The sequence below is a fragment of the Corynebacterium sp. CCUG 71335 genome, assembly GCF_024454075.1.
Classification (GTDB): Bacteria; Actinomycetota; Actinomycetes; order Mycobacteriales; family Mycobacteriaceae; genus Corynebacterium; species Corynebacterium genitalium.
Genome location: NZ_JAGPYY010000006.1, coordinates 50646 through 69955, shown reverse-complemented (window position 1 = coordinate 69955; position 19310 = coordinate 50646). Strand labels below are relative to the sequence as shown.

The 19310-nt window shown below is 62.1% G+C and carries 17 protein-coding genes; 4 read left to right on the top strand and 13 right to left on the bottom strand.

Features of this window, described 5'->3' with window-relative positions; genetic code table 11:
* Positions 1-21: 21 nt before the first annotated feature.
* From KBX19_RS06095 to KBX19_RS06045, 11 genes are all read right to left on the bottom strand, one after another.
* Complete coding sequence (locus KBX19_RS06095) at positions 22-1485, bottom strand: FtsW/RodA/SpoVE family cell cycle protein (RefSeq protein WP_255997897.1); 1464 nt, start codon at positions 1483-1485, stop codon at positions 22-24.
* A gap of 27 nt (positions 1486-1512) precedes the next feature.
* Positions 1513-2943: a UDP-N-acetylmuramoyl-L-alanine--D-glutamate ligase gene (gene murD, locus KBX19_RS06090; protein ID WP_255997896.1), complete on the bottom strand. Its 1431-nt coding sequence runs from the start codon at positions 2941-2943 to the stop codon at positions 1513-1515.
* Entirely contained in the window at positions 2940-4049 is a 1110-nt protein-coding gene (mraY, locus tag KBX19_RS06085; RefSeq protein ID WP_005289559.1) for a phospho-N-acetylmuramoyl-pentapeptide-transferase, read from the bottom strand. Before mraY ends, murD begins: the two co-directional genes overlap by 4 nt.
* Entirely contained in the window at positions 4049-5566 is a 1518-nt protein-coding gene (gene murF / locus KBX19_RS06080) for a UDP-N-acetylmuramoyl-tripeptide--D-alanyl-D-alanine ligase (protein ID WP_005289557.1), read from the bottom strand. Before murF ends, mraY begins: the two co-directional genes overlap by 1 nt.
* Positions 5563-7059, bottom strand: a complete 1497-nt coding sequence (locus KBX19_RS06075; RefSeq protein ID WP_005289555.1) for a UDP-N-acetylmuramoyl-L-alanyl-D-glutamate--2,6-diaminopimelate ligase — start codon at positions 7057-7059, stop codon at positions 5563-5565. The genes murF and KBX19_RS06075 overlap by 4 nt, the downstream gene beginning before the upstream one ends.
* Positions 7060-7077: 18 nt before the next feature.
* Positions 7078-9027: a peptidoglycan D,D-transpeptidase FtsI family protein gene (locus KBX19_RS06070; protein WP_370687004.1), complete on the bottom strand. Its 1950-nt coding sequence runs from the start codon at positions 9025-9027 to the stop codon at positions 7078-7080.
* 191 nt (positions 9028-9218) lie between these two features.
* Positions 9219-9914: a hypothetical protein gene (locus tag KBX19_RS06065; protein ID WP_050748800.1), complete on the bottom strand. Its 696-nt coding sequence runs from the start codon at positions 9912-9914 to the stop codon at positions 9219-9221.
* Between the two features lie 11 nt (positions 9915-9925).
* Positions 9926-10927, bottom strand: a complete 1002-nt coding sequence (gene rsmH / locus KBX19_RS06060; protein ID WP_005289550.1) for a 16S rRNA (cytosine(1402)-N(4))-methyltransferase RsmH — start codon at positions 10925-10927, stop codon at positions 9926-9928.
* 165 nt (positions 10928-11092) lie between these two features.
* A complete protein-coding gene (mraZ, locus tag KBX19_RS06055; protein WP_005289548.1) occupies positions 11093-11527 on the bottom strand; it encodes a division/cell wall cluster transcriptional repressor MraZ in 435 nt (144 codons plus the stop codon).
* A 455-nt stretch (positions 11528-11982) separates the two neighbouring features.
* Positions 11983-12375 carry a DUF3040 domain-containing protein gene (locus KBX19_RS06050; protein WP_040423594.1) on the bottom strand — a complete coding sequence of 131 codons (393 nt, stop codon included), beginning with the start codon at positions 12373-12375 and terminating at the stop codon, positions 11983-11985.
* Positions 12376-12489: 114 nt separating this feature from the next.
* Positions 12490-12927 carry an SAV_6107 family HEPN domain-containing protein gene (locus tag KBX19_RS06045; RefSeq protein WP_005289544.1) on the bottom strand — a complete coding sequence of 146 codons (438 nt, stop codon included), beginning with the start codon at positions 12925-12927 and terminating at the stop codon, positions 12490-12492.
* A 157-nt stretch (positions 12928-13084) separates the two neighbouring features.
* On the opposite strand from KBX19_RS06045, the gene KBX19_RS06040 reads away from it, so the two are divergent.
* From KBX19_RS06040 to KBX19_RS06030, 3 genes are read left to right on the top strand one after another with little or no spacing between them, the layout of a single operon-like run.
* Positions 13085-13672, top strand: a complete 588-nt coding sequence (locus KBX19_RS06040) for an N-acetyltransferase (protein WP_005289542.1) — start codon at positions 13085-13087, stop codon at positions 13670-13672.
* The gene (locus KBX19_RS06035) at positions 13666-14772 is read left to right on the top strand and encodes a polyprenyl synthetase family protein (protein WP_005289540.1); all 1107 of its coding nucleotides are present in this window, start codon (positions 13666-13668) and stop codon (positions 14770-14772) included. The genes KBX19_RS06040 and KBX19_RS06035 overlap by 7 nt, the downstream gene beginning before the upstream one ends.
* Positions 14773-14782: 10 nt before the next feature.
* Entirely contained in the window at positions 14783-16177 is a 1395-nt protein-coding gene (locus KBX19_RS06030; protein ID WP_005289537.1) for an alpha-(1->6)-mannopyranosyltransferase A, read from the top strand.
* On the opposite strand, the gene KBX19_RS06025 is transcribed toward KBX19_RS06030, so the two are convergent.
* Positions 16149-16523, bottom strand: coding sequence for an Rv2175c family DNA-binding protein (locus KBX19_RS06025; RefSeq protein WP_005289534.1), 375 nt, complete (start codon positions 16521-16523; stop codon positions 16149-16151). The genes KBX19_RS06030 and KBX19_RS06025 overlap by 29 nt on opposite strands.
* Before the next feature lie 52 nt (positions 16524-16575).
* On the opposite strand from KBX19_RS06025, the gene KBX19_RS06020 reads away from it, so the two are divergent.
* A complete protein-coding gene (locus KBX19_RS06020) occupies positions 16576-17886 on the top strand; it encodes a protein kinase (protein WP_005289532.1) in 1311 nt (436 codons plus the stop codon).
* A gap of 7 nt (positions 17887-17893) precedes the next feature.
* Here KBX19_RS06020 and KBX19_RS06015 read toward each other — a convergent pair whose 3' ends face one another.
* Positions 17894-19282 carry a class II 3-deoxy-7-phosphoheptulonate synthase gene (locus tag KBX19_RS06015; RefSeq protein ID WP_005289530.1) on the bottom strand — a complete coding sequence of 463 codons (1389 nt, stop codon included), beginning with the start codon at positions 19280-19282 and terminating at the stop codon, positions 17894-17896.
* Between the last annotated feature and the right edge of the window lie 28 nt (positions 19283-19310).

Here is a 19310-nt window from a genome sequence, read left to right as displayed (position 1 = left end):
ATTGTGCAGTGCACCGCCTTGTTAACTAGCGCGACGAACTTCTTCTCGGCCATCGTAACGCGCGGCCGGGCGGCGCTGCGGGGCTGGTCGGCGCTGCGGTGCCGGACGTGCGGTAACCGGGGTTCCGTAGTCGCGTTCGCGGCGGTCCTGGCGGCGGATGTTGCGCTGGTTCGTGGTTCCGGCGGCGTTTCCGACAACGCGCGGTTCGCGGAGGAAGAAGACCCGGTCGAACATCGGGCGGCCGTAGTTCTGCATCGCCGATACTGCGTCCGGTTCATGGCGGGCGACCGAGGCGACCAAGCCCATCGCGCCCAGGGTGATCACGGCGGAGGTGCCGCCGGCGGAGATCATCGGCAGCTGAATACCAGTCACCGGCAACAGGCCGACAACGTAGCCGATGTTGATGAAGGCCTGGGAGACGATCCCGGTGGTAATCGCCGCTGCCAGAAGAGCTTGGTACTGGTTCTGGGCACGGCGGGCCGTGCGCAGACCGAAGAAAAGCAACATTGTGAACAGGGTGATCACCAGTGCCCCGCCCCACAGGCCGAGTTCTTCACCAATGACAGCGAAGATGAAGTCGTTTTTCGCTTCCGGCAGGTAGAACCACTTCGCGCGGGACTGGCCCAGGCCCACACCGAAGAGAGAGCCGTCGGCAAGCGACAGGAAGCCTTGGTAGGACTGGAACGCCGTGCCGCGCGTGTCCTCGAAGTGGCCGAAGAGCGCGTCGAAGTAGACATGGAAACGCTGCGAACGGTAACCGCCGGCTGCCATAACCGCGACGAGCAGTACCGCGCCGAAACCGGCTGCGACGCTGATGATCTTCCACGGCACACCTGCAAAGACAAGGATGAAAGCGACAACGATCGCCAACGACACCATCATGCCTAGGTCGCCCTGGGCGCCAATGAGGAACATGCACAGCGCAGCGACGCAAATGAACGGAACGTACCCGTTGGTGAGTTCGAACATCCTCCGCGGATTCTTGTTCGCCAGAATCGAGGCGCCCCACACACAGATAGCTACGCGGGCGATTTCCGACGGCTGAAGTTGGAATCCGCCAATGTAGATCCACGACTGTGAGCCCACTTCCTCACGGCCGGTTCCGATGCCGGGAACAAGCACCGCAACCAGCAGCAGTACCGAGCCCACCATGAGCAGCGAGGCGCAACTACGGAAGCGCTCAGGCGAAATCTGCAGCGCGATCCAGAACGCGAGCAAACCAAGCGCCACGACGATGCCCTGCTTGAGAGGCTGCGCCCACACAGAGGAGTCATCGAGAACGGACCACGTCATCGACGAGCTGGTCACCATGATCACGCCCAGTCCCGCAAGAACGAGCACGATGGTGCGCGTCATGGTGTAGTCCAGCAACGGCCGGGCATCCATCCATTCGTTCAGGCGCGCCAAGCGACGAGCCATGCCGGAGGAGTACTGGCTCGGCTTCTTTTGCTGCGGTGGCCGCTTGTTCGCGGCAGGCCTCGTCATCGTCACAATTTTCACATTGCCTTACGGCTAGCCGTTTTCGGCGAGGGCGCGCGCAGCGTCCGCGAAAAGATTTCCGCGTTGAGCCATGCCGGAGTACATATCCAGGCTCGCCGCGGCGGGAGCGAGGATGACACTGTCGCCTTCTTTTGCCTGCTCAGAGGCAAAACGGACGACATCATTCATGGCGGTAACAGGGTCGCTCGAGTCCGTCACGAACACATTCACATCAGGCGCATGTTTATCGACGGCCCCAGCAATCACATCCCGATCCACCCCCAACAGAGCGACCGCTCTGAATTGGTGGGCGTGGTCGCGCACGAGCTGATCGACATCCGCACCCTTGAGTTGACCGCCGGCGATCCATACGATCTTGCCTGCCGTGCCGTTGAGGGCGGAATCAGCCGCGTGAGGGTTTGTCGCCTTAGAGTTGTCGATCCAGGCGACACCGCCTGCCCGGTGAACCACTGCTCCCCTGTGGCCGGAGACTTGATATGAGTGCAGCGCCCGGTCAATCTGCTCCGGGCTTGCCCCACGGGTGACAGCGACGGCCGTGGCGGCAAGTGCGTCGAGGATGCCGGCTTCGCCGGCGGGCTCGATGCCGTCGATAAGCGAAATGCGCGTGGGCGTATCCCCGATGCGGGACACGATGTTTCCGTCAATGACACCGACCTGGTTGTCGTCCGGCGCGTTCAGCGTGAAGCCGATGATGTCACTGCGGTTGGTCTGAGCGGCATAACGGGCAACCTGCTCATCGTCGATACCGGCGACCGCGGTGGAGGCGCTGAAGACTTTCGCTTTTGCCTCAGCGTACGCGTCGAAGCTGCCGTGCCAATCGATGTGGTCGTCAGCCAGGTTGAGTAGCACTCCGGCGTCTGGGGTGAGTTCGTGAGACCAGTGGAGCTGGAAGCTCGATAGCTCGGCGACAAGCACGTCGATGCGTGGTGTCTGCATGAGTGCGTCGGCGACGGCGATGCCGATGTTGCCGCACGCGGCCGCGCGTTTACCTGAATAGGAAGACGCCTCTTCCATGATCGCGGCGAGCATGCCTGTCGTGGTGGTCTTGCCATTCGTTCCAGTGACCACGAGCCAATCACGTGACGGGCCGAAGAAACGGTGCTGATCGAGTAAGTAGCACAGCTCCACATCACCAATGACGGTGCAATTGACATCGCTGGCGGCGACGAGGAGCGGCGAATCCGGGCGCCATCCCGGGGATGTCACCACAAGGGGAAACTCGGTCGCGCGCTGCGCAGCTTCCGCCGTGTCCATGGTGGCGCAGCCTGTTTTTTCCTGCACAGCGGCACGCTTAGTCGCATCATCGTCGGCGACAGCGAAGTCCACTCCCGCAGCGCGGAGCAGCTTCGCAGTGCCGAGCCCCGAGACACCAGCCCCAGCCACGAGTACTCCGCCAGAGAGCATGGGGGTGAAAGGGTCGCCGGCCTGCATGTTTACGCTCATGCCAAGGTCACTCCGGTTGCCGTGAGCCACTCGGCGTAAAAGACCGCCAGACCGATGACCACGGCGATACCGCAGATCAGCCAGAAGCGGATGACCACCGTTGTCTCAGCCCAGCCACCATTTTCAAAGTGGTGGTGGAACGGGGCCATGCGGAACACACGCTTACCGGTGGTCTTGAAGGCAGCAACCTGGATGACCACGGAAGTGGCTTCCATGACGAAGAGAGCGCCGATGATCACCATGAGCACCTCGGTGTGGCTACTGATGGACACGCCAGCCACGAGTCCACCGAGTGCGAGCGAACCGGTGTCACCCATGAAAATCTTCGCCGGGGCGGCGTTCCACCACAGGAAACCGGCGCACGCGCCCATTCCTGCGGCACACAAGATGGCAAGGTCGAGCGGATCGCGGACGTCGTAGCACCCCGGTCCTGGAGTCACGGAGCACGAGTTCCGGAACTGCCAGAACGTGATCACCATGTAGCCGAACATGACCAGCGCTGTAGAACCCGCCGCCAAACCGTCGAGACCATCAGTGAGGTTGACAGCGTTAGACCATGCCGCGATGAGGAAGTAGATGAACACGAGGAAAAGGATCGTGCCCACGACCGCTCCACCGATCGCAATGTCGAAGGTCTCAATGTCGCGGATGAAGCTCAGGTGCGTCGAGCCCGGAGTCAGTCCACTGTCATTTTCAAACTGGAGCAGCAAGTACCCGAAGATCAGGGCAATGGCGAGCTGGCCGGCAAGCTTGGCCTTCTTGTTCAGCCCAAGGTTGCGGTTGAAAAAGAGCTTCATGCCGTCATCGGCGAAACCGAGGAGGCCCAGGCCCATAGTCAGGCCAAGGACGAGCAAACCCGAGGCCGTGAAACCGCCCTTGCCGGTGACAGAACCCCAGATGCCCACAATTACATAGGCCGCGACAATGCCCAGCAAAATGGCGATGCCACCCATCGTGGGTGTGCCGCGTTTGCGGATGTGCGACTTCGGACCGTCCTCACGGATTTCCTGGCCCTGGCCGTGGTTGGTGAAGTAGCGGATGAGCAGCGGGGTGGTGAAGATGGCTACGAGGAAGCTAATGACCCCCGACATGATGATCTGCGTCACTATTGCTTTCCTCCGTCTAACAGTCGTTCCGCTACCCTCCACAGACCGGCAGCGTTGGAGGCTTTCACCAACACAACGTCGCGGTCGGGACGGTCGCGCCAGTTCTCCTCGCCGAGCGGTACCGTGCGCAGGATCTCACTGACCCGTTCCGTTGCGTCCTCGATGTCGAGGGCGCTGACACTTTCAATTCCCCGCTCCGCAGCGCGGCTGAGCAGGGCGGCCGTTTCAGCGCTCTCGCCGACGACAACGAGGTGCGTCACACGATAGCGGGCGAGCTCATTGCCCAACGCGGTGTGTGCTTCCACCGAGTCCTCGCCGAGCTCACCCATCTCCCCCAGCACCGCGATGGAGCGGACGCCGGGGCGGCCCGCAGCAGTGTACCCCAGGGCGGCGATGCCAGCGCGCATGGAGTCCGGGTTAGCGTTGTACGCATCGTTGATCACGGTCACGCCGTCGGCGCGGGTATTCACGTCCATGCGGTTAACGGACAAACTATGTGCGTTAGACAAAGCGCGGGCAACGGTGGCGGCATCCATGCCGGCTTCCATCCCCACCGCTGCTGTGGCCAGGGCATTGGAGACTTGGTGGGCCCCGAACACTTTCAATCTCACCTGCTGGGGTTCGCTGTTGGGCGAATGCATGGTGAAGGAGGCACGTGCGACGTCGTCAAGCGTGATGCCCTCGGCGACATACTCCGCGTTGGAGCGCGGGTCAGTGGAAAAGCACACGACGCGCGCTTTCGTGCGAGACGCCATGCCGGCAACTAGCTCGTCGTCGGCATTGAGGATCGCGATGCCGTCGGCTGGAAGCGCTTCGACGAGCTCGCCCTTCGCCTGCGCGATGTTTTCGCGGGAGCCGAATTCGCCGAGGTGGGCGCTACCGACATTGAGTACCACGCCGATCTGCGGCGGCGCGACGTGAGTGAGTTGCGCGATGTGCCCGATCCCGCGAGCGGACATCTCCGCGACAAGGAAGTCCGTGTCCTCCGTACAGCGCAAAACGGTGTAGGGCAAACCGATCTCATTGTTAAAAGAACCGGGCGGTGCAACCGTTTCGCCGGCATCCGCAAGCACGCTGGCAATGAGGTCTTTAGTGGAGGTCTTTCCAGCAGAACCAGTGATGCCCGTGATGCGCAGCTGATGCTTATCGACGAGCGTCGTCGCCACATGCGCCGCCAACTTCGCCATCCCCGCGACAACTGCGCGGGCGGAACCATCCGGATCATTAGCGGCCAAGTCCGAATTATCACCCTCGATCTGCTCGACGGGCGGAAGAATGACAGCGGGCACCCCTACGTCGCGGGCAACCAGGGCTCCCACAGCACCGCGGTCGATCGCGGACTGCGCGAAGTCGTGGCCGTCCACGTTCGCACCGGGAAGTGCGACGAACAACCCGCCTTCGGTGATCTTCCGCGAATCGAACTCAACATAACCAGTGACGGTGGCCTCTGGATCTGCGCCCGGGCTCAACTGCCCACCTGTAACGCGGGCAATGTCGGCGAGTGTTATCTCGATCATTCCTTGACCTCCTTGCCCTCTCGACGCGCCAGGGCGAACGCGACTTCTTCACGATCATCGAAGTGGTGCGTGGTCTCCCCAATGATCTGCCCGACTTCGTGCCCTTTACCCACGACGATAATGGCATCTCCGGGTTCTGCCCATGCAACCAGGTCCGCGATTGCCTGTGCACGGGAGGCGACCTCGCGAATGTCCGTCGCGGCACCGTCGATGACGCTTTCAGCACCCTGCTTTACAGCCGCACGGATTGCTGCCGGGTCCTCGGTGCGGGGGTTGTCGTCGGTGATGATCACCAGGTCTGCCCGTGTTGCTGCCTCTGCACCCATGAGCGGGCGCTTCGAATGGTCGCGGTCACCACCGGCACCGACAACGACACCGATCCGACCGTCAACCTGCTCGCGCAAGCTGTCCAGCGCAGCTGCGACAGCAGCGGGCTTGTGGGCGTAGTCGACAACAGCAACGAACGGCTGCCCAACGCTCACGCGTTCCATGCGCCCCGGGACTCGGGCCGCGTCCAGCCCCTGCAGGAAGACCTTCGGATCGATGCCCACCGAATCGGCGAGAGCTGTCGCCAGCGCAGTGTTAGCGATGTTGAACGCCCCCGGCAGCGGGATGCGCGTGGAAATGTCCTGCCCGCCGATGCGCACAGTGATGTCCTGCGCACCGGACTCAGTCACACTATCCAGCCGCGCCGTGCAATCGGCGCTGGTGTTATGCACCCCCACGGTGACAGGTGAGTGGGCGCGCTGCGTCATCTTCTGGCCCCATTCGTCGTCAATGCACACGACGGCTTTCTCTGCCCGGTCGAAGAGGATGGCCTTGGCCTCGAAGTAGTCCTCCATCGTGGGGTGGAAGTCCAGGTGGTCCTGGGAGAGGTTGGTAAACCCGGCCGCCGCAAACTTCGTGCCATCGACGCGGCCCAGCACGAGCGCGTGAGAGGAAACCTCCATGACCACGTGCGTCACGCCGCGGGAGACCATGTCCGCGAACAGCTCTTGAAGTTTCGGAGCTTCAGGAGTGGTCAACGATGTGGGCACATCCTCACCTTTGATGCGGGTGCCCGTCGTGCCGATCAACCCGACGGCGCAACCGGCGGCGGTCAACCCGGATTCGAGCAAGTACGTCGTGGTCGTTTTTCCCGACGTTCCCGTCACTCCGATCACCGTCAGGTGCTCAGTCGGGTGTCCGTAGATTTCGGCAGCGACATCACCGAGGATGTCGCGCACACGCTCAACGACGAGTACTGGGCGCTCAAATCCCGTCTCACGCAGGATGTCCCACCCGGCATCATCGGTCAGCACCGCAGAGGCGTCCGACGCGTGCGCGAAGGTGGCGCCGTGCACTCGGGTGCCCGGAAGCGCAGCGAACATCGCACCGCTTTTCACGGCATTCGAATCAAGGCTGATTGCGCTGACGGATAGCGAACTCTCCGGCGCGTTCTCCACGCGCGCGCCTGCGATCTCCGCCAGATTCTCCAGCGAAACCTTAGCCATGGTTATGCACTCCCTTTTCTAACGCGCTTCCAGCACGAACGGCTCACCTGGGTCGGGGCTCTGACCGATGTTCTCGCGGTTGATTAACCAGTTCGCAATCTCGGTGAACACCGGTGCCGCCGACTGGCCGCCAGCGCCGCCTTCGAGCGGACCCCGCTCCGGGTCGTCCAGCATAACCGCGACGACGAAGCGAGGATCATCCGCCGGAGCAATACCGGCGAAAGTGATCCAGTAATCCGAGTTAGAGTATGCGCCCGTTTCGGGGTTGACCTGCTGGGCAGTACCGGTCTTGCCGGCGAGCTGGTAGCCGGGGATCTCGTTGCCGGCAGCAGTACCATTCTGGACACCATTCGGATCATCCTGGAACGGAGAGCGGAACATATTCACAACTGTCTGTGCGGTCTCTTCGCTGGCGACACGGGAGCGGCGGGGCTCGTCTTGCGGCAGCTCCTCCCCGGACTGCTGCACAACCTTTTTGACGATGCGCGGCTCGATGCGTTCACCGTCGTTCGCCAAGGCCTGGTACACGCTGGCGAGTTGGAGGGTGGTCAGGGACATGCCTTGACCGATGGGCAGGTTGGCAAAGGTGCCACCCGACCACTGCTCGCGGGACGGCACGAGACCAGGGGATTCGTTCGGGAGTTCAATGCCGGTGCCCTGCCCGATTCCGAAGCGCTGCAAGTAGTCGTCGAAACGCTCCTCGCCCACCTCCTGAGCGAGCATGAGCGTGCCAACGTTCGAGGACTTACCGAAGATTCCTGTCGTGGTGTACGGCGCATCACCGTGCTCCCACGCGTCTGCGACAGTGACGCCGGACATTTCGATTCGTCCCGGAACTGTGTGCACTTCATCCGGGGTGGTGATGCCCTCTTCAATGGCCGCGGTAGCCGTGATGATCTTGGCCACCGAGCCAGGTTCGAAGGGGTGGGAAATCGACGGGTTATCAAAGCTGCGGCCCTGCGACAGTTGCTTCTCCAAGTCGCCGTTCGGGTCGATCGTGGACGTGTTGGCCATGGCGAGCACCTCGCCGGTGGCAGCATCCAAGACCACAGCCTCGGCGTCCTTGGCCTTCGAGTTCGCCTTCGCTTGCTCCAACAGCTGCTGCACGTAGGCCTGCAGATCCAGATCAATAGTCAGCTCAACGCGCGATCCGTTCACTGCCGGCACAACGTCGCGCAACGTGCCGGGGATGACTTGGCCGTTGGCAGAGACATCTTCGGTGGAGCGGCCGTTGATGCCCGTCAGAATCGCGTCGCTAGAGGCTTCGAGCCCGAACTGGCCCTGCCCGTCCATGGAGACGCGGCCAATAATGTTCTCCCCGATTGCACCGTTGGGGTATTCGCGGATGTCTTGGTGGTCAGCTGCAACACCGTGGAACTTCTGTGCAACCTCAGCAGCGACATCTGGGTCGACATTGCGGACGAGAACCTCATAATCTGTGTCCGCGTGGAGCTTTTCCAGGATGTCTTTGGAGCTCACGCGCGGAGTCTCGAGTTTCTTCTCGTATTTACCTTTTGCGTCCTTGTTGTCCTTACTGTCCTTGTTGTCTTTGTCTTTTTCGGCGTTGTCGTCCGCGTTCTCACGCTCGATGGCTTTCGGATCCTCCCCGACCATGACGGGAATCTCATTAGCCATCTGGCGCAGATAATCCTCTACGCGAGCATCCTGCTGAGCTTCGGCTTCCGCACGGGAGGCACCCTCTTCATACATCTCGTTGCGCACGAGCTCGCCAAGTTCTTTGCGCAGGATCACGGGCGAAACAGTCAGGGAGCGCGCCTGCATCGTGTAGGCAAGATAATTGCCTTCCCGGTCCACGATCTCACCGCGACGAGCGGGATCGGTGAAGGTCCGGGTGCGCTGGTCCGCAGCGACGGTTTGCAGTTCCGGCCCCCACTTGAGCTGCACCCATGCCAAACGCCCAATGAGCACGAGGGCAAGGACCAGGAAAATAGCCGTGAGAATCCGCATCCGGCTGGTGGTAATGACCTTTTGTGCTGGCGCTGCCGGCGGGCGCCGCCGCGGGTGCGGCATTCTCCGCCGTTGCGGGTCCAATCTGCTCACGGCGCTTGTGTCACCTACCTCGCTCACGCCCAATAACTTCAGGGTCTCATCTTGCCCCGCGACGGGGGCTAGGTGATGACCGCCACGCCTTTACGTTTTTACCGAGCGCCAGGAATGCTCGGCAGCGCTGCCGGGGCCCCGCCCGCTGCGGGTGGAGCAGCTGGCGCGGGCGGTCCAGTCGGTGCGCCGTTAGACGTTTGCGGTAAAGCAGACAGATTGTCGGCAACATCGCTCGTCGCGTCACGGTCGCTCGTTGCGCGGTCGACGCGAATAGTCTCTCCGTTGACGTCCACGACCTGGCCGGTTTTCTCCGGGTCGGCCTCGCGCGTCTCGTGGGCTTCGCCCTTCTCATTCACGGCAATAATTCCCGGTTGTTCGGGAACAACGAGACCGGCCGCGTCCGCCTTCGCGGCGATGTCTGCGGCTGCGCGCGCATCCTCCAGGTTGCGGTTGAGGGTCTCAATTTCGTTGCTCAGCGTGCGTTCCTCATTCTGGAGTTGCTGAATGGTGAACGTCTGCTGAGTGGACAGAGCGGAGAGCATCATGGCACCAAAGATGCCCAAAATGAGCAGCGGCAGCGACAGAATGGACAGCTTGGAAAACGTTCGCTTTGCCGCCGTGGTGTTGACCACGCGGCGTCCACGGACAGACACAACCTGCTTCGAACCCAAGCGTCGTGGGCCGCGAGGCAAGTGCGGCTTCAGCCCAGTCGTCTTCGGGCGGGCCGGAGCGGTCTTTGTCGTACGCTCCAACAGCGCCGTCGATCCGGCGGTGAGGTCTCGGCTTGCTCCCATTGTTGTTCCCTTCACTGTTGTTCCAGTTTTTCGACGGCTCGTACACGCACTGGCGCCGCACGCCTGTTGACTTCCACTTCCGCCACCGACGCCTTCTCTGCACCGTGGGTGACCATGCGGAATTCGGCGGCCATGCCCGGCAGTTCGGTCGGTAAACCGGCGGGCGTTTTGGACGTTGTCCACTCCGTGAACGCGCGCTTGACCAGCTTGTCTTCATGCGATTGGTAACTCATGAACACCGCCCGGCCACCGGGGCCGAGGGCTTCGGCGACCATCGGCAGCACGTTGGTGAGTGCGTCCAGTTCGCGGTTGACTTCCACGCGAAGCGCCTGGAATGTCCGCTTCGCCGGGTGGCCGCCGGTGCGGCGGGTGGCGGCCGGAATCACCCGGTAGAGCAACTCCACCAGGCGTGCGGACGTGTCGAAGGGAGCTTTCTCCCGTTCGTCGAGGACAGCGCTGGCGATCTTACCGGCGAAACGCTCGTCGCCGTACGCCTTGAGCACATGCGCGAGGTCACCGTGGCTGTAGGTGTTCAGCACATCGGCCGCAGTAATACCTGCCGACGGGTCCATGCGCATGTCCAGCGGGGCGTCCACGCGGTAAGCGAAGCCGCGCTCTTCCTGGTCGAGCTGCATTGATGAGACACCGAGGTCGAAAAATGCCCCGGCTAAGCCATGCGCGCGTACGGTCTCAAAGACCGGCCCGGTACCGTCGCGCAGCGATTCCGCGAGGCAATCAAAGCGGCCCCGCACCGGCGCGAAACGGTCACCGAATCGCGCGAGACGCTCGCCCGCTTGGGCAAGCGCAGCACCGTCACGGTCAATGCCGATGACTGATGCCTCCGGAAAGGTGTCCAGGAAGTACTCCGTGTGTCCACCGGCACCGAGCGTGCCGTCGACGATGACAGCGTGGGGCCCGAAGCGCTCTACCGCAGGGCGAAGGAGTTCTCCCATGCGGTCGCGCATGACGGGGATGTGGCCGTGGCCGTTGTCGGTTGCTGTTTCCTGTGCCATCGAGTCCACCCCCTTGGAGCGCCCTGGGTTTGAAGTACCTGCAGTTGTTGCCGCGGGGAACGTATAGAGCCCTGCCCGGGGCGGTCATTCTGATATCGGGGAAGTACACCAGAACGACTCGCGCCCCGAGCAGAGTTCGTACACGCTCTCCACTCGCCTGCCCTGTTAGAGCAGACCCGAGAGAATGTCGTCCTCATCAGCCGCCGAGAAGGCAGCCTCGGTATTTTCTTGGTATTTCTCCCAGGACTCCGCGTCCCAGATCTCCAAGAAATCCACTGACCCGATGACCACGCATTCCTTTGAGAGGTTCGCGTAATCGCGGTGCGCCGGCGACAGAGTGATGCGACCCGAACCATCGAGCGCTTGCTCGTCCGCACTTGCTGCCAAGTTACGGATGAAAGCACGCGCCTTCGGATTCGTACGGGAGACCGCTGCCGCCTTACGAGCGCGGGCCGCGAACTCCTCGCGGGGATAGACCGCCAGAGAGTGGTCTTGCCCCTTGGTCACCATCAGACCGTCAGCGAGTCCCTCACGGAATTTCGCTGGCAGTGTCAGGCGTCCCTTGTCGTCCAGCTTGGGAGTATAGGTGCCCAGAAACATCCGGCGCCCTACCTTCCTTCACTCAACGACTCCGGTTGTGAACTTTTATGCAGCTCCACACGACACATCGCGTTTCGCTGGCCCCACTTTAACCCACTTCGTCCCACAAACGCTAGTTTCCGCGGCGTGTTTTCTTAATAAAGTTACTTCACTGCAGGTCACACCGCTTGAATACAGTGGCAGAATCTCCCGCACCCAGCCCCAAAAACGGTCAAAATGCACGAAACATGAATGACTTTAACCTAAATACATCTCTTTAATCACAATGGCACCACCTGGAATATCGGCAATATCCCAGTTCGCAAGAGCCAATGAGCCCGTGTGGGGCAAAGTGGGTGGACGAGGTGGGGCAAAGTGGCAGACATCGCGCATACAAGAAAACCCTCCAAGAACATCAATTCCTGGAGGGTTGAGTACCGCCGTTGATAGCGGCGCGAGGGGTCAGCGGTTAAGCGTCATCTATCTTCGAAACGGCGGCGGAAGTTTTCTTCCATGCGCGAGCTCATGCCATTGCGCTGCGCCTGACTACCTTGGCGCGTTTCTTGCGCCGGCGAAGCGGACTCGTTCGGCGTCTGCAACGCCCACATGCCACCGGCGAACATCACGACGAAGCCAACGATGCTGATGATGACAAACCAGATGCTCTGCGTAGCCAAAGCAACACCACCGATGAGCAGCAGCAGACCCAAAACGATGATGGCGAAAGAGCGAATCGTCAGCTTGCCGGCCGGCTGCTCAGCCCCGTACCCCGCCGAGGAAGCCACCGTCGACCCAAATTTAGGGTCGTCAGCGAGAAGCGACTCCTCAATCTCACGGAGTAACTTCTGTTCTTGCTCTGAAAGAGCCACTTTTCCTCCCAGCCATGTTTGGTCGGTGTCCACTATGTGAGTACAACGCTCAACTACACGGCATTGTTCCCTGGACGCTCACATCATCATAGCGCCTGCACACGCCTGGACATGCTACGCCGCCGCCATACCCGGCCCCTCCCCCGCTACCTCCGCATAGAACGCGGCGGCCCGGTCAACCAGCTCCGCGACTAGTGCACCATCAGGCTTTAGCTCGATGCCCGAGGCGACCCGCCCGCGCAATCGCGAGTAGCCCTCGAACACTTCCGCCCAATAGCCGCCGCGGACACCGGTCAGCTTGAGCTTTGCCCACGCACTGGTTGGCAACCTCTTCCTTTTAGCAATCACCGCCGAATCCGCCACGACTGCGCCTGCCGTTCGCAGTGCTGCGCGGTAGGCGCTCTCCAGCGCAAGATCGGACCGGCCGGCGCCAAGGTGCGCATACGACTCATCCAGCAGAGCTCGAGCGGTGCCGAGAAAATTCTCACTCCGGGAGGCAGCTGGAACCGTTCCGTACACCGTGCCAGTGGTTGCAGAGATAACGCTGTTCATGAGGGGCCTCCTTTGGCTGGCCGTCTCGCCTGTCGGCAGTTCGTTTTGTTGAGTAACAACCTAGGACCCCCACCCGACAAACCGGGCTACCCAATCGAACGCACATTCGAACCCCAAAAATGGCCCCGCACTAACCCCGACGTGATTCGATTAAGACGTGACCTTCACTATCCGCAGGTTGTCCGGTTTTGACTTTGCCCGCATGGCTCCGGACCTGGTTGATCTCTATATCACTGCCATGAAGTACCCGCGCACCCTCCGCGAACAGCGAATCGGGGTATGGCGCCGTGAGACCTCACATCCGGGTTTCACTGCCGTGGCGGCATTCACAGAGACCGGAGCGCTCGCCGGTGTCGCCTACGGTTTCAACGGCACGCCCGACAGATGGTGGGACCAGCAACTTCGTCTGGGTTTGCAGCAACAGAGCATCCCCGACCACATACGGCGCGAGTTGACATCGCATTACTTCGAGCTAGCGGAGATCCACGTTGCGCCTGACCTACAGGGACAGGGCGTTGGACACGCCCTGATTCACGAGCTGCTAGTAGATATAGGTCGCAAGTACGTCCTGCTGTCAACGCCTGAAGTCCCGGCGGAAGCAAATGCCGCTTTCGGTCTCTACCGCTCACTCGGATTCAAAGATGTCCTACGCAACTTCCTCTACGCGGGAGATTCCCGTCCCTTTGCGGTGCTCGGACGCACGCTACCGCTGGGCTCCCAGTCTGTAGAGTGGCCGCTATGGTGACCCATCCCGATAAGGCCGATGTCCCGACTACTGCACAGATCCCCGCGGCTGTGCAACGGGAACTGGAAAAGTTCTTCACCGAGCACGGCCCTTCAGTGGACGTCATCGGTCCGCCGGTATCGGAGGCGGTAGAGCACCTTCGCACCTTCGTTCTCGGGGGTGGTAAGCGCATTCGCCCCACATTCGGATGGGTCGGGTTTGTCGGTGCGAACGGGCTGGAGAATACGGAGGAGGATCCGGCAGCTGTGCTCTGCGCGGTGAGTTCCTTGGAATTCATTCAGGCATGCGCACTCATCCATGATGACATTATCGATGCATCTGCGACCCGGCGCGGAAACCCGACCGTGCACGTCGCCGCTGCGCACAGTCACCGCGAACACAACTGGCTCGGAGATTCCGACAAGTTCGGGGAAAGCCTCGCCATTTTGGTCGGTGATTTGGCGCTCGTGTGGGCAGACGACATGTGGCACCACTCCGGCCTGAGCCATGCGGCTCTTCTCCGCGCTTCCGAGCCCTGGCGAGGCATGCGCACGGAGGTCATCGGCGGCCAGATTCTGGATATTTCGCTCGAAGCCGCCGGCTGCGAAAGCGAAGAGCTTGCAAATGCAGTCAATCGTTTCAAAACTGCCGCATACACCATCGAGCGCCCCCTCCACTTGGGCGCAGCAATCGCGGGTGCGGACGATGACACGATTGCTGCTCTGCGGCGTTACGGCCACGACATCGGGATCGCTTTCCAGCTTCGCGACGACATTCTCGGCGTCTTCGGCGATCCTGAGGTCACTGGAAAACCCGCCGGAGACGACCTGCGGGAAGGCAAGCGCACTGTGCTGTATTCCCGTGCGCTCCAGGCAGCCGATGAGCGTGACCCGGCGGCAGCGCAGCGCCTCCGGGACGGCATTGGTACGGCCCTGACCCCCGACGAGATCGCCGAACTCTCGGGGATCATTCGTGAGACGGGGGCGGTAGAAGACGTCGAAAAGCGTATCGACGAGTTGACCGAATCCGGCCTTGCACATGTCCGTGGTGCCGCGTTGTCGCCCGAGGCGGTGGAGACACTCGAGACCCTGGCGGTCAATGCCACCGCGCGGCGCATGTAAGCTCCGCACCATGTCTCCCCGTGTCGTAGTTCCGCTCGGCGTTGCCGGTACCACGCTTATCGCGCTCGGTTCTTTCGGCGCGGGCGCCACCCGCAACCGCGGCGGAATGCTCGACTACTTCGGATGGGCCTTCCTGTCCTACGGCCACGCGCGCGGGCTTGCCGACGTCGCTCTCACTGCCGGGCTTTTTCTCCTCGTTTTCGCGTGGGTCATGCTGCAGGGAGCTCACGTGGAACAGGTCCGCGCTGCGGTATGGGGGTGGACCGCTCCCCTGCTGCTCGCGGCACCGCTGATGTCGCGCGACGTGTACTCCTACCTCATGCAGGGCGCCATGGTGCGCGACGGCTTCAACCCTTACGACGAGGGCGCGGCCGTCAACCCAGGGCCGTACTTGCTGGAGGTCTCGCACGACTGGCGGAATACGACCACCCCTTATGGCCCGCTGCACTTGTGGATCGGCGAAGGAGTGACCACTGCTGTCGGCGACAACGTCATGGCCGGCATCATTGTCTACAAATTCATCTCCTTCGCCGGTTTCGCCGCTATCGCGTGGGCAGTCCCGCGCATCGCGCGTGAGCTGGGTGGCGATCCTGCATTGGCGCTGTGGCTCGGCGTGGCCAACCCAGTGATGATCATCCACATGGTCGGCGGCATGCATAACGAGTCTGTGATGGTCGGCCTGGTCAGCATCGGCTTGCTCGCCTGCCTGCATAGCCGCTTCTTTGTGGGGATCGTGCTCATCTCCGTGGCGGTGTCGCTCAAGGCGACGGCGGCCATTGCACTGCCGTTTGTCGTGTGGATCGCGATGCAGCGTTACGGCCGCCGAGTCACCGTCTTCCTGGCCACGGGAGTAAGCGTCGTCGCGCTGTCCATCGCCGTCGTCGCCGCAGTTACCTGGGCATCCGGCACATCGTGGGGTTGGCTAGCGGAGATCTCGGGCAACTCGAAGGTGGTCAATCCCCTCTCCGGCGCCACACTCATCACAGACTTGGTCACTCCGCTCGTGTGGCTGGTGGATGAGGAATTCCCTTACAACACTGTCCTCGACTTCACCCGCACCATCGGGTCTGTGCTCATGCTGGTTGGTCTCGTCGTGGTGTGGGTCCTCTACCGCCAGTCGCAGCGCCGCGCCGTCAAGGGCGTAGCACTGGCGTACCTAGTGGCGTTCGTGTTCAACGCGGTGACGCTGCCGTGGTACTACGCATCGTCGATCAGCGTTGCGGGAACGTTCGCACCGCCGCGCTGGCTGGTGAAGGTGACCGTCGCTGCGTCAGTCATTGTCGCGCTGTCGTTCATGGGCAGCGGAAACCACCGCTTTTACGTCGGCTGGTGGATGCTGGCGGTCTTCCTTCTCGGCTGGCTTGCAGCCCGGAGCGTTAAAACGCCATTGCCTGCGCGCGCCTGATTACTTCGCGGGCACCATGCCCATGCAACGCATCGATGGGGCGGCCAGGCAGACTGTCGTCGTCAGTGAAGAGGTAGGCGAGGATTTCGTCGGGGCGGTATCCGCCGTCGAGAAGCACCGTGATCGCGCCACCAACGAACTTGGATAGCTCATCACCGCTCAGAAGCGCCTCTGGAATGTACTTCACACCGTCAGCCTTGTGCGCAACGAGTTTTCCCGCACCAACGTAATCGTGGACCTTGGTCACTGGGACACCGAGACGGTCCGCCACCTCAGGGAAAGACAGCAGCGTTTCGCCCTCAAGAAGGGTGTCAAGGTCATATTCGATATCGCTCACGCTCTTCACTGTACGCGCGCTGCTAGCACTTCCCCAGCCTCGTCGGCCATACTTATATGCCATGAGTGACCTTGCAGCTGGCGACGTATTGGAAGGACGTTACGCCGTGGACCGCCCCATTGCCCGCGGTGGCATGTCCACGGTCTACCGCTGCCTGGATACTCGTCTCGACCGCGAAGTCGCCGCCAAGGTCATGCACCCGCGCTATGTCGACGATCCGCTGTTTCTCGACCGCTTCCAACGCGAAGCTCGCGCCATGGCGCAGATGAGCCACCCGAACTTAGTCAACGTCTACGACTTCTCGTCCCACGGCGAGGATGTCTTCCTCATCATGGAGCTCATCACCGGCGGCACGCTGCGCGAGCTTTTGGCCGAGCGAGGTCCCATGCCCCCGCATGCCGCTGCTGAAGTCATGCGTTCGATGCTCACCGGGCTGTCTGTGGCGCACCGCCGCGGGTTGGTCCATCGCGACATCAAACCGGACAACATCCTCATTAACGGCGACAATTCGGTGAAGCTCGCAGACTTCGGCTTGGTTCGCGCAGCCAGCGAATCCCAGCGTTCCACCGACCAGATCGTGGGCACCGTCGCCTATCTCTCCCCGGAGCAAGTCGACGGTTCCGAGCTCACCCAAGCTTCGGACGTCTACTCCGCCGGCATCGTGCTCTTTGAACTGCTCACCGGTACCCAGCCGTTTTCCGGCGACACCTCACTGGCGCACGCGATGGCGCGGTTGCACAGGGATGTGCCGCCGCCATCCTCACGCATCGCGGGGGTGCCCATGCTTTTCGACGAGCTCGTGGCCACCGCCACTGCCCGCCACCCCCGCGACCGCTTCGCTGACGCAGACGAATTCCTCGACGCCCTCGAAGACGTTTCCGCCGACTTGGACTTGCCCGACTTCACCGTTCCGGCACCGACCCAGTCGGCCGCCCACCGTGTGGCCGCCATTCCGACCGGGGTGACGCAGATCGAACAGGACGGGGCAGAGGAACCCGAGCTTGCGCCCGAAACGCGCTTTGACCACCAGCCGGTATACGAACCAGAGCGCGAGCACCTGCAAGAACCAGTACGCGAACCATCGCCTGCGCTGTATCACCAGGACCACCAGCAGCCGTATCGGCCGCAAGCCCCTGCGCCAGTGCCAGCGCATGCACCTGCGCACCCGCCCGTTCCAGCACAGGCACCGGTGCGCGAACCTGAAGCTCCGCGCATCCCCGAACCGGAGACGAACCGCTCCGCAGCGGCAACAGCCGTCATGGTGCTACTCATGATTACAGCCACCGCGGCTGTCGCCGTCGGTGGCTGGTGGTACGGCTCCGGATGGTACGGGGAGATCCCCGAGATCATCCGGATGCCGGAGTACTACTAAGCGCAACTTAGTTGCGGAGCATCTCCGCGACGAGAAACGCGAGCTCCAGAGCCTGCTCGGTGTTCAGGCGCGGGTCGCACGCGGACTCATAACGGCCCGGCAGGTCGATGTCGGTGATGTCCTGGGCACCGCCGAGGCACTCCGTGACATGCTCGCCGGTCAGCTCGATGTGAATGCCGCCCGGGTGGGTGCCCAGGTGGCGGTGGACCTCGAAGAAGCCCTGCACTTCGTCGATGATCTTGTCGAAGTGGCGGGTCTTGTATCCATTGGACGCGGTGAAGGTGTTGCCGTGCATCGGGTCGGACTGCCAAATGACCTTGTGTCCCTCGCGCTCAACAGCATCCACAATGCCCGGAAGGACATCACGCACCTTGTCGTGGCCCATGCGGGCGACAAAGGTGAGGCGGCCGGGTTCGCGGTTCGGGTCCAGCTTCGCGGCGTAAGCGACGGCTTCCTCCGGGGTGGTGGACGGGCCGAGTTTCAGGCCGATCGGGTTGTTGATCAGCGCCGCGAAGTTCACGTGGAAGTCGTCGAGGCCGCGGGTGCGCTCGCCGATCCAGAGCTGGTGAGCAGACAGATCGTAGAGCTTGGTCTCGCCGTTCTCGTCTTCGGCGAGGCGCAGCATGGCACGCTCGTAATCCACCAGCAACGCCTCGTGGGAAGCGTAGATCTCGGAGGTGCGCAGCTCACGGTCATTCACGCCGCAGGCATCCATGAAGTGCAGGGAGCGGGTGATCTCGCGTGACAGGGCCTCGTAACGGGCGCCGGCAGCGGAGTTAGCCACGAACTCACGGTTCCATGCCTCAACGCGGTACAGGTCAGCGGTACCGGAGGTAGTCAGAGCGCGCACCAAGTTCATGGCGGCAGAGGAGTTGGCGTAAGCGCGGACCATGCGTGCCGGGTCGTGCTTGCGGGACTCTTCGGTGGGTTCCACACCGTTGACAATGTCACCGCGGTAGTTCGGCAGACCGTTCTCGTCCAAGTCCGAGGAACGCGGCTTGGCGTACTGGCCAGCAATGCGGGCCAGTTTCACCACCGGGGTGGACGCTCCGTAGGTGAGCACGACGGCCATCTGCAGCAGCGTCTTGATGTTGGCGCGGATGTGCGGCTCAGTGTTGGACTCGAATGTCTCAGCGCAGTCGCCGCCCTGCAGGAGGAACGCATTGCCCTCAGCGACGTCTGCTAGCTGGCTCTTCAGCTTGTGGATCTCGGGTGCAACCACCACCGGCGGGACCGATTCGAGGATCTTGCGGACGTATACGGCCGCGTTCTCATCCCATGTCGGCTGCTGTTTCGCTTCGAGGCCCAGAACCTTCTGGAATTCCTCATTGATATCGCCGGGCAACGGCGGTAGATCGGGCAGTACTTCTTTGGGGATGTCTACAGTCCAACTCACCCTATAACTTGTAGCACGCCCGAGACGT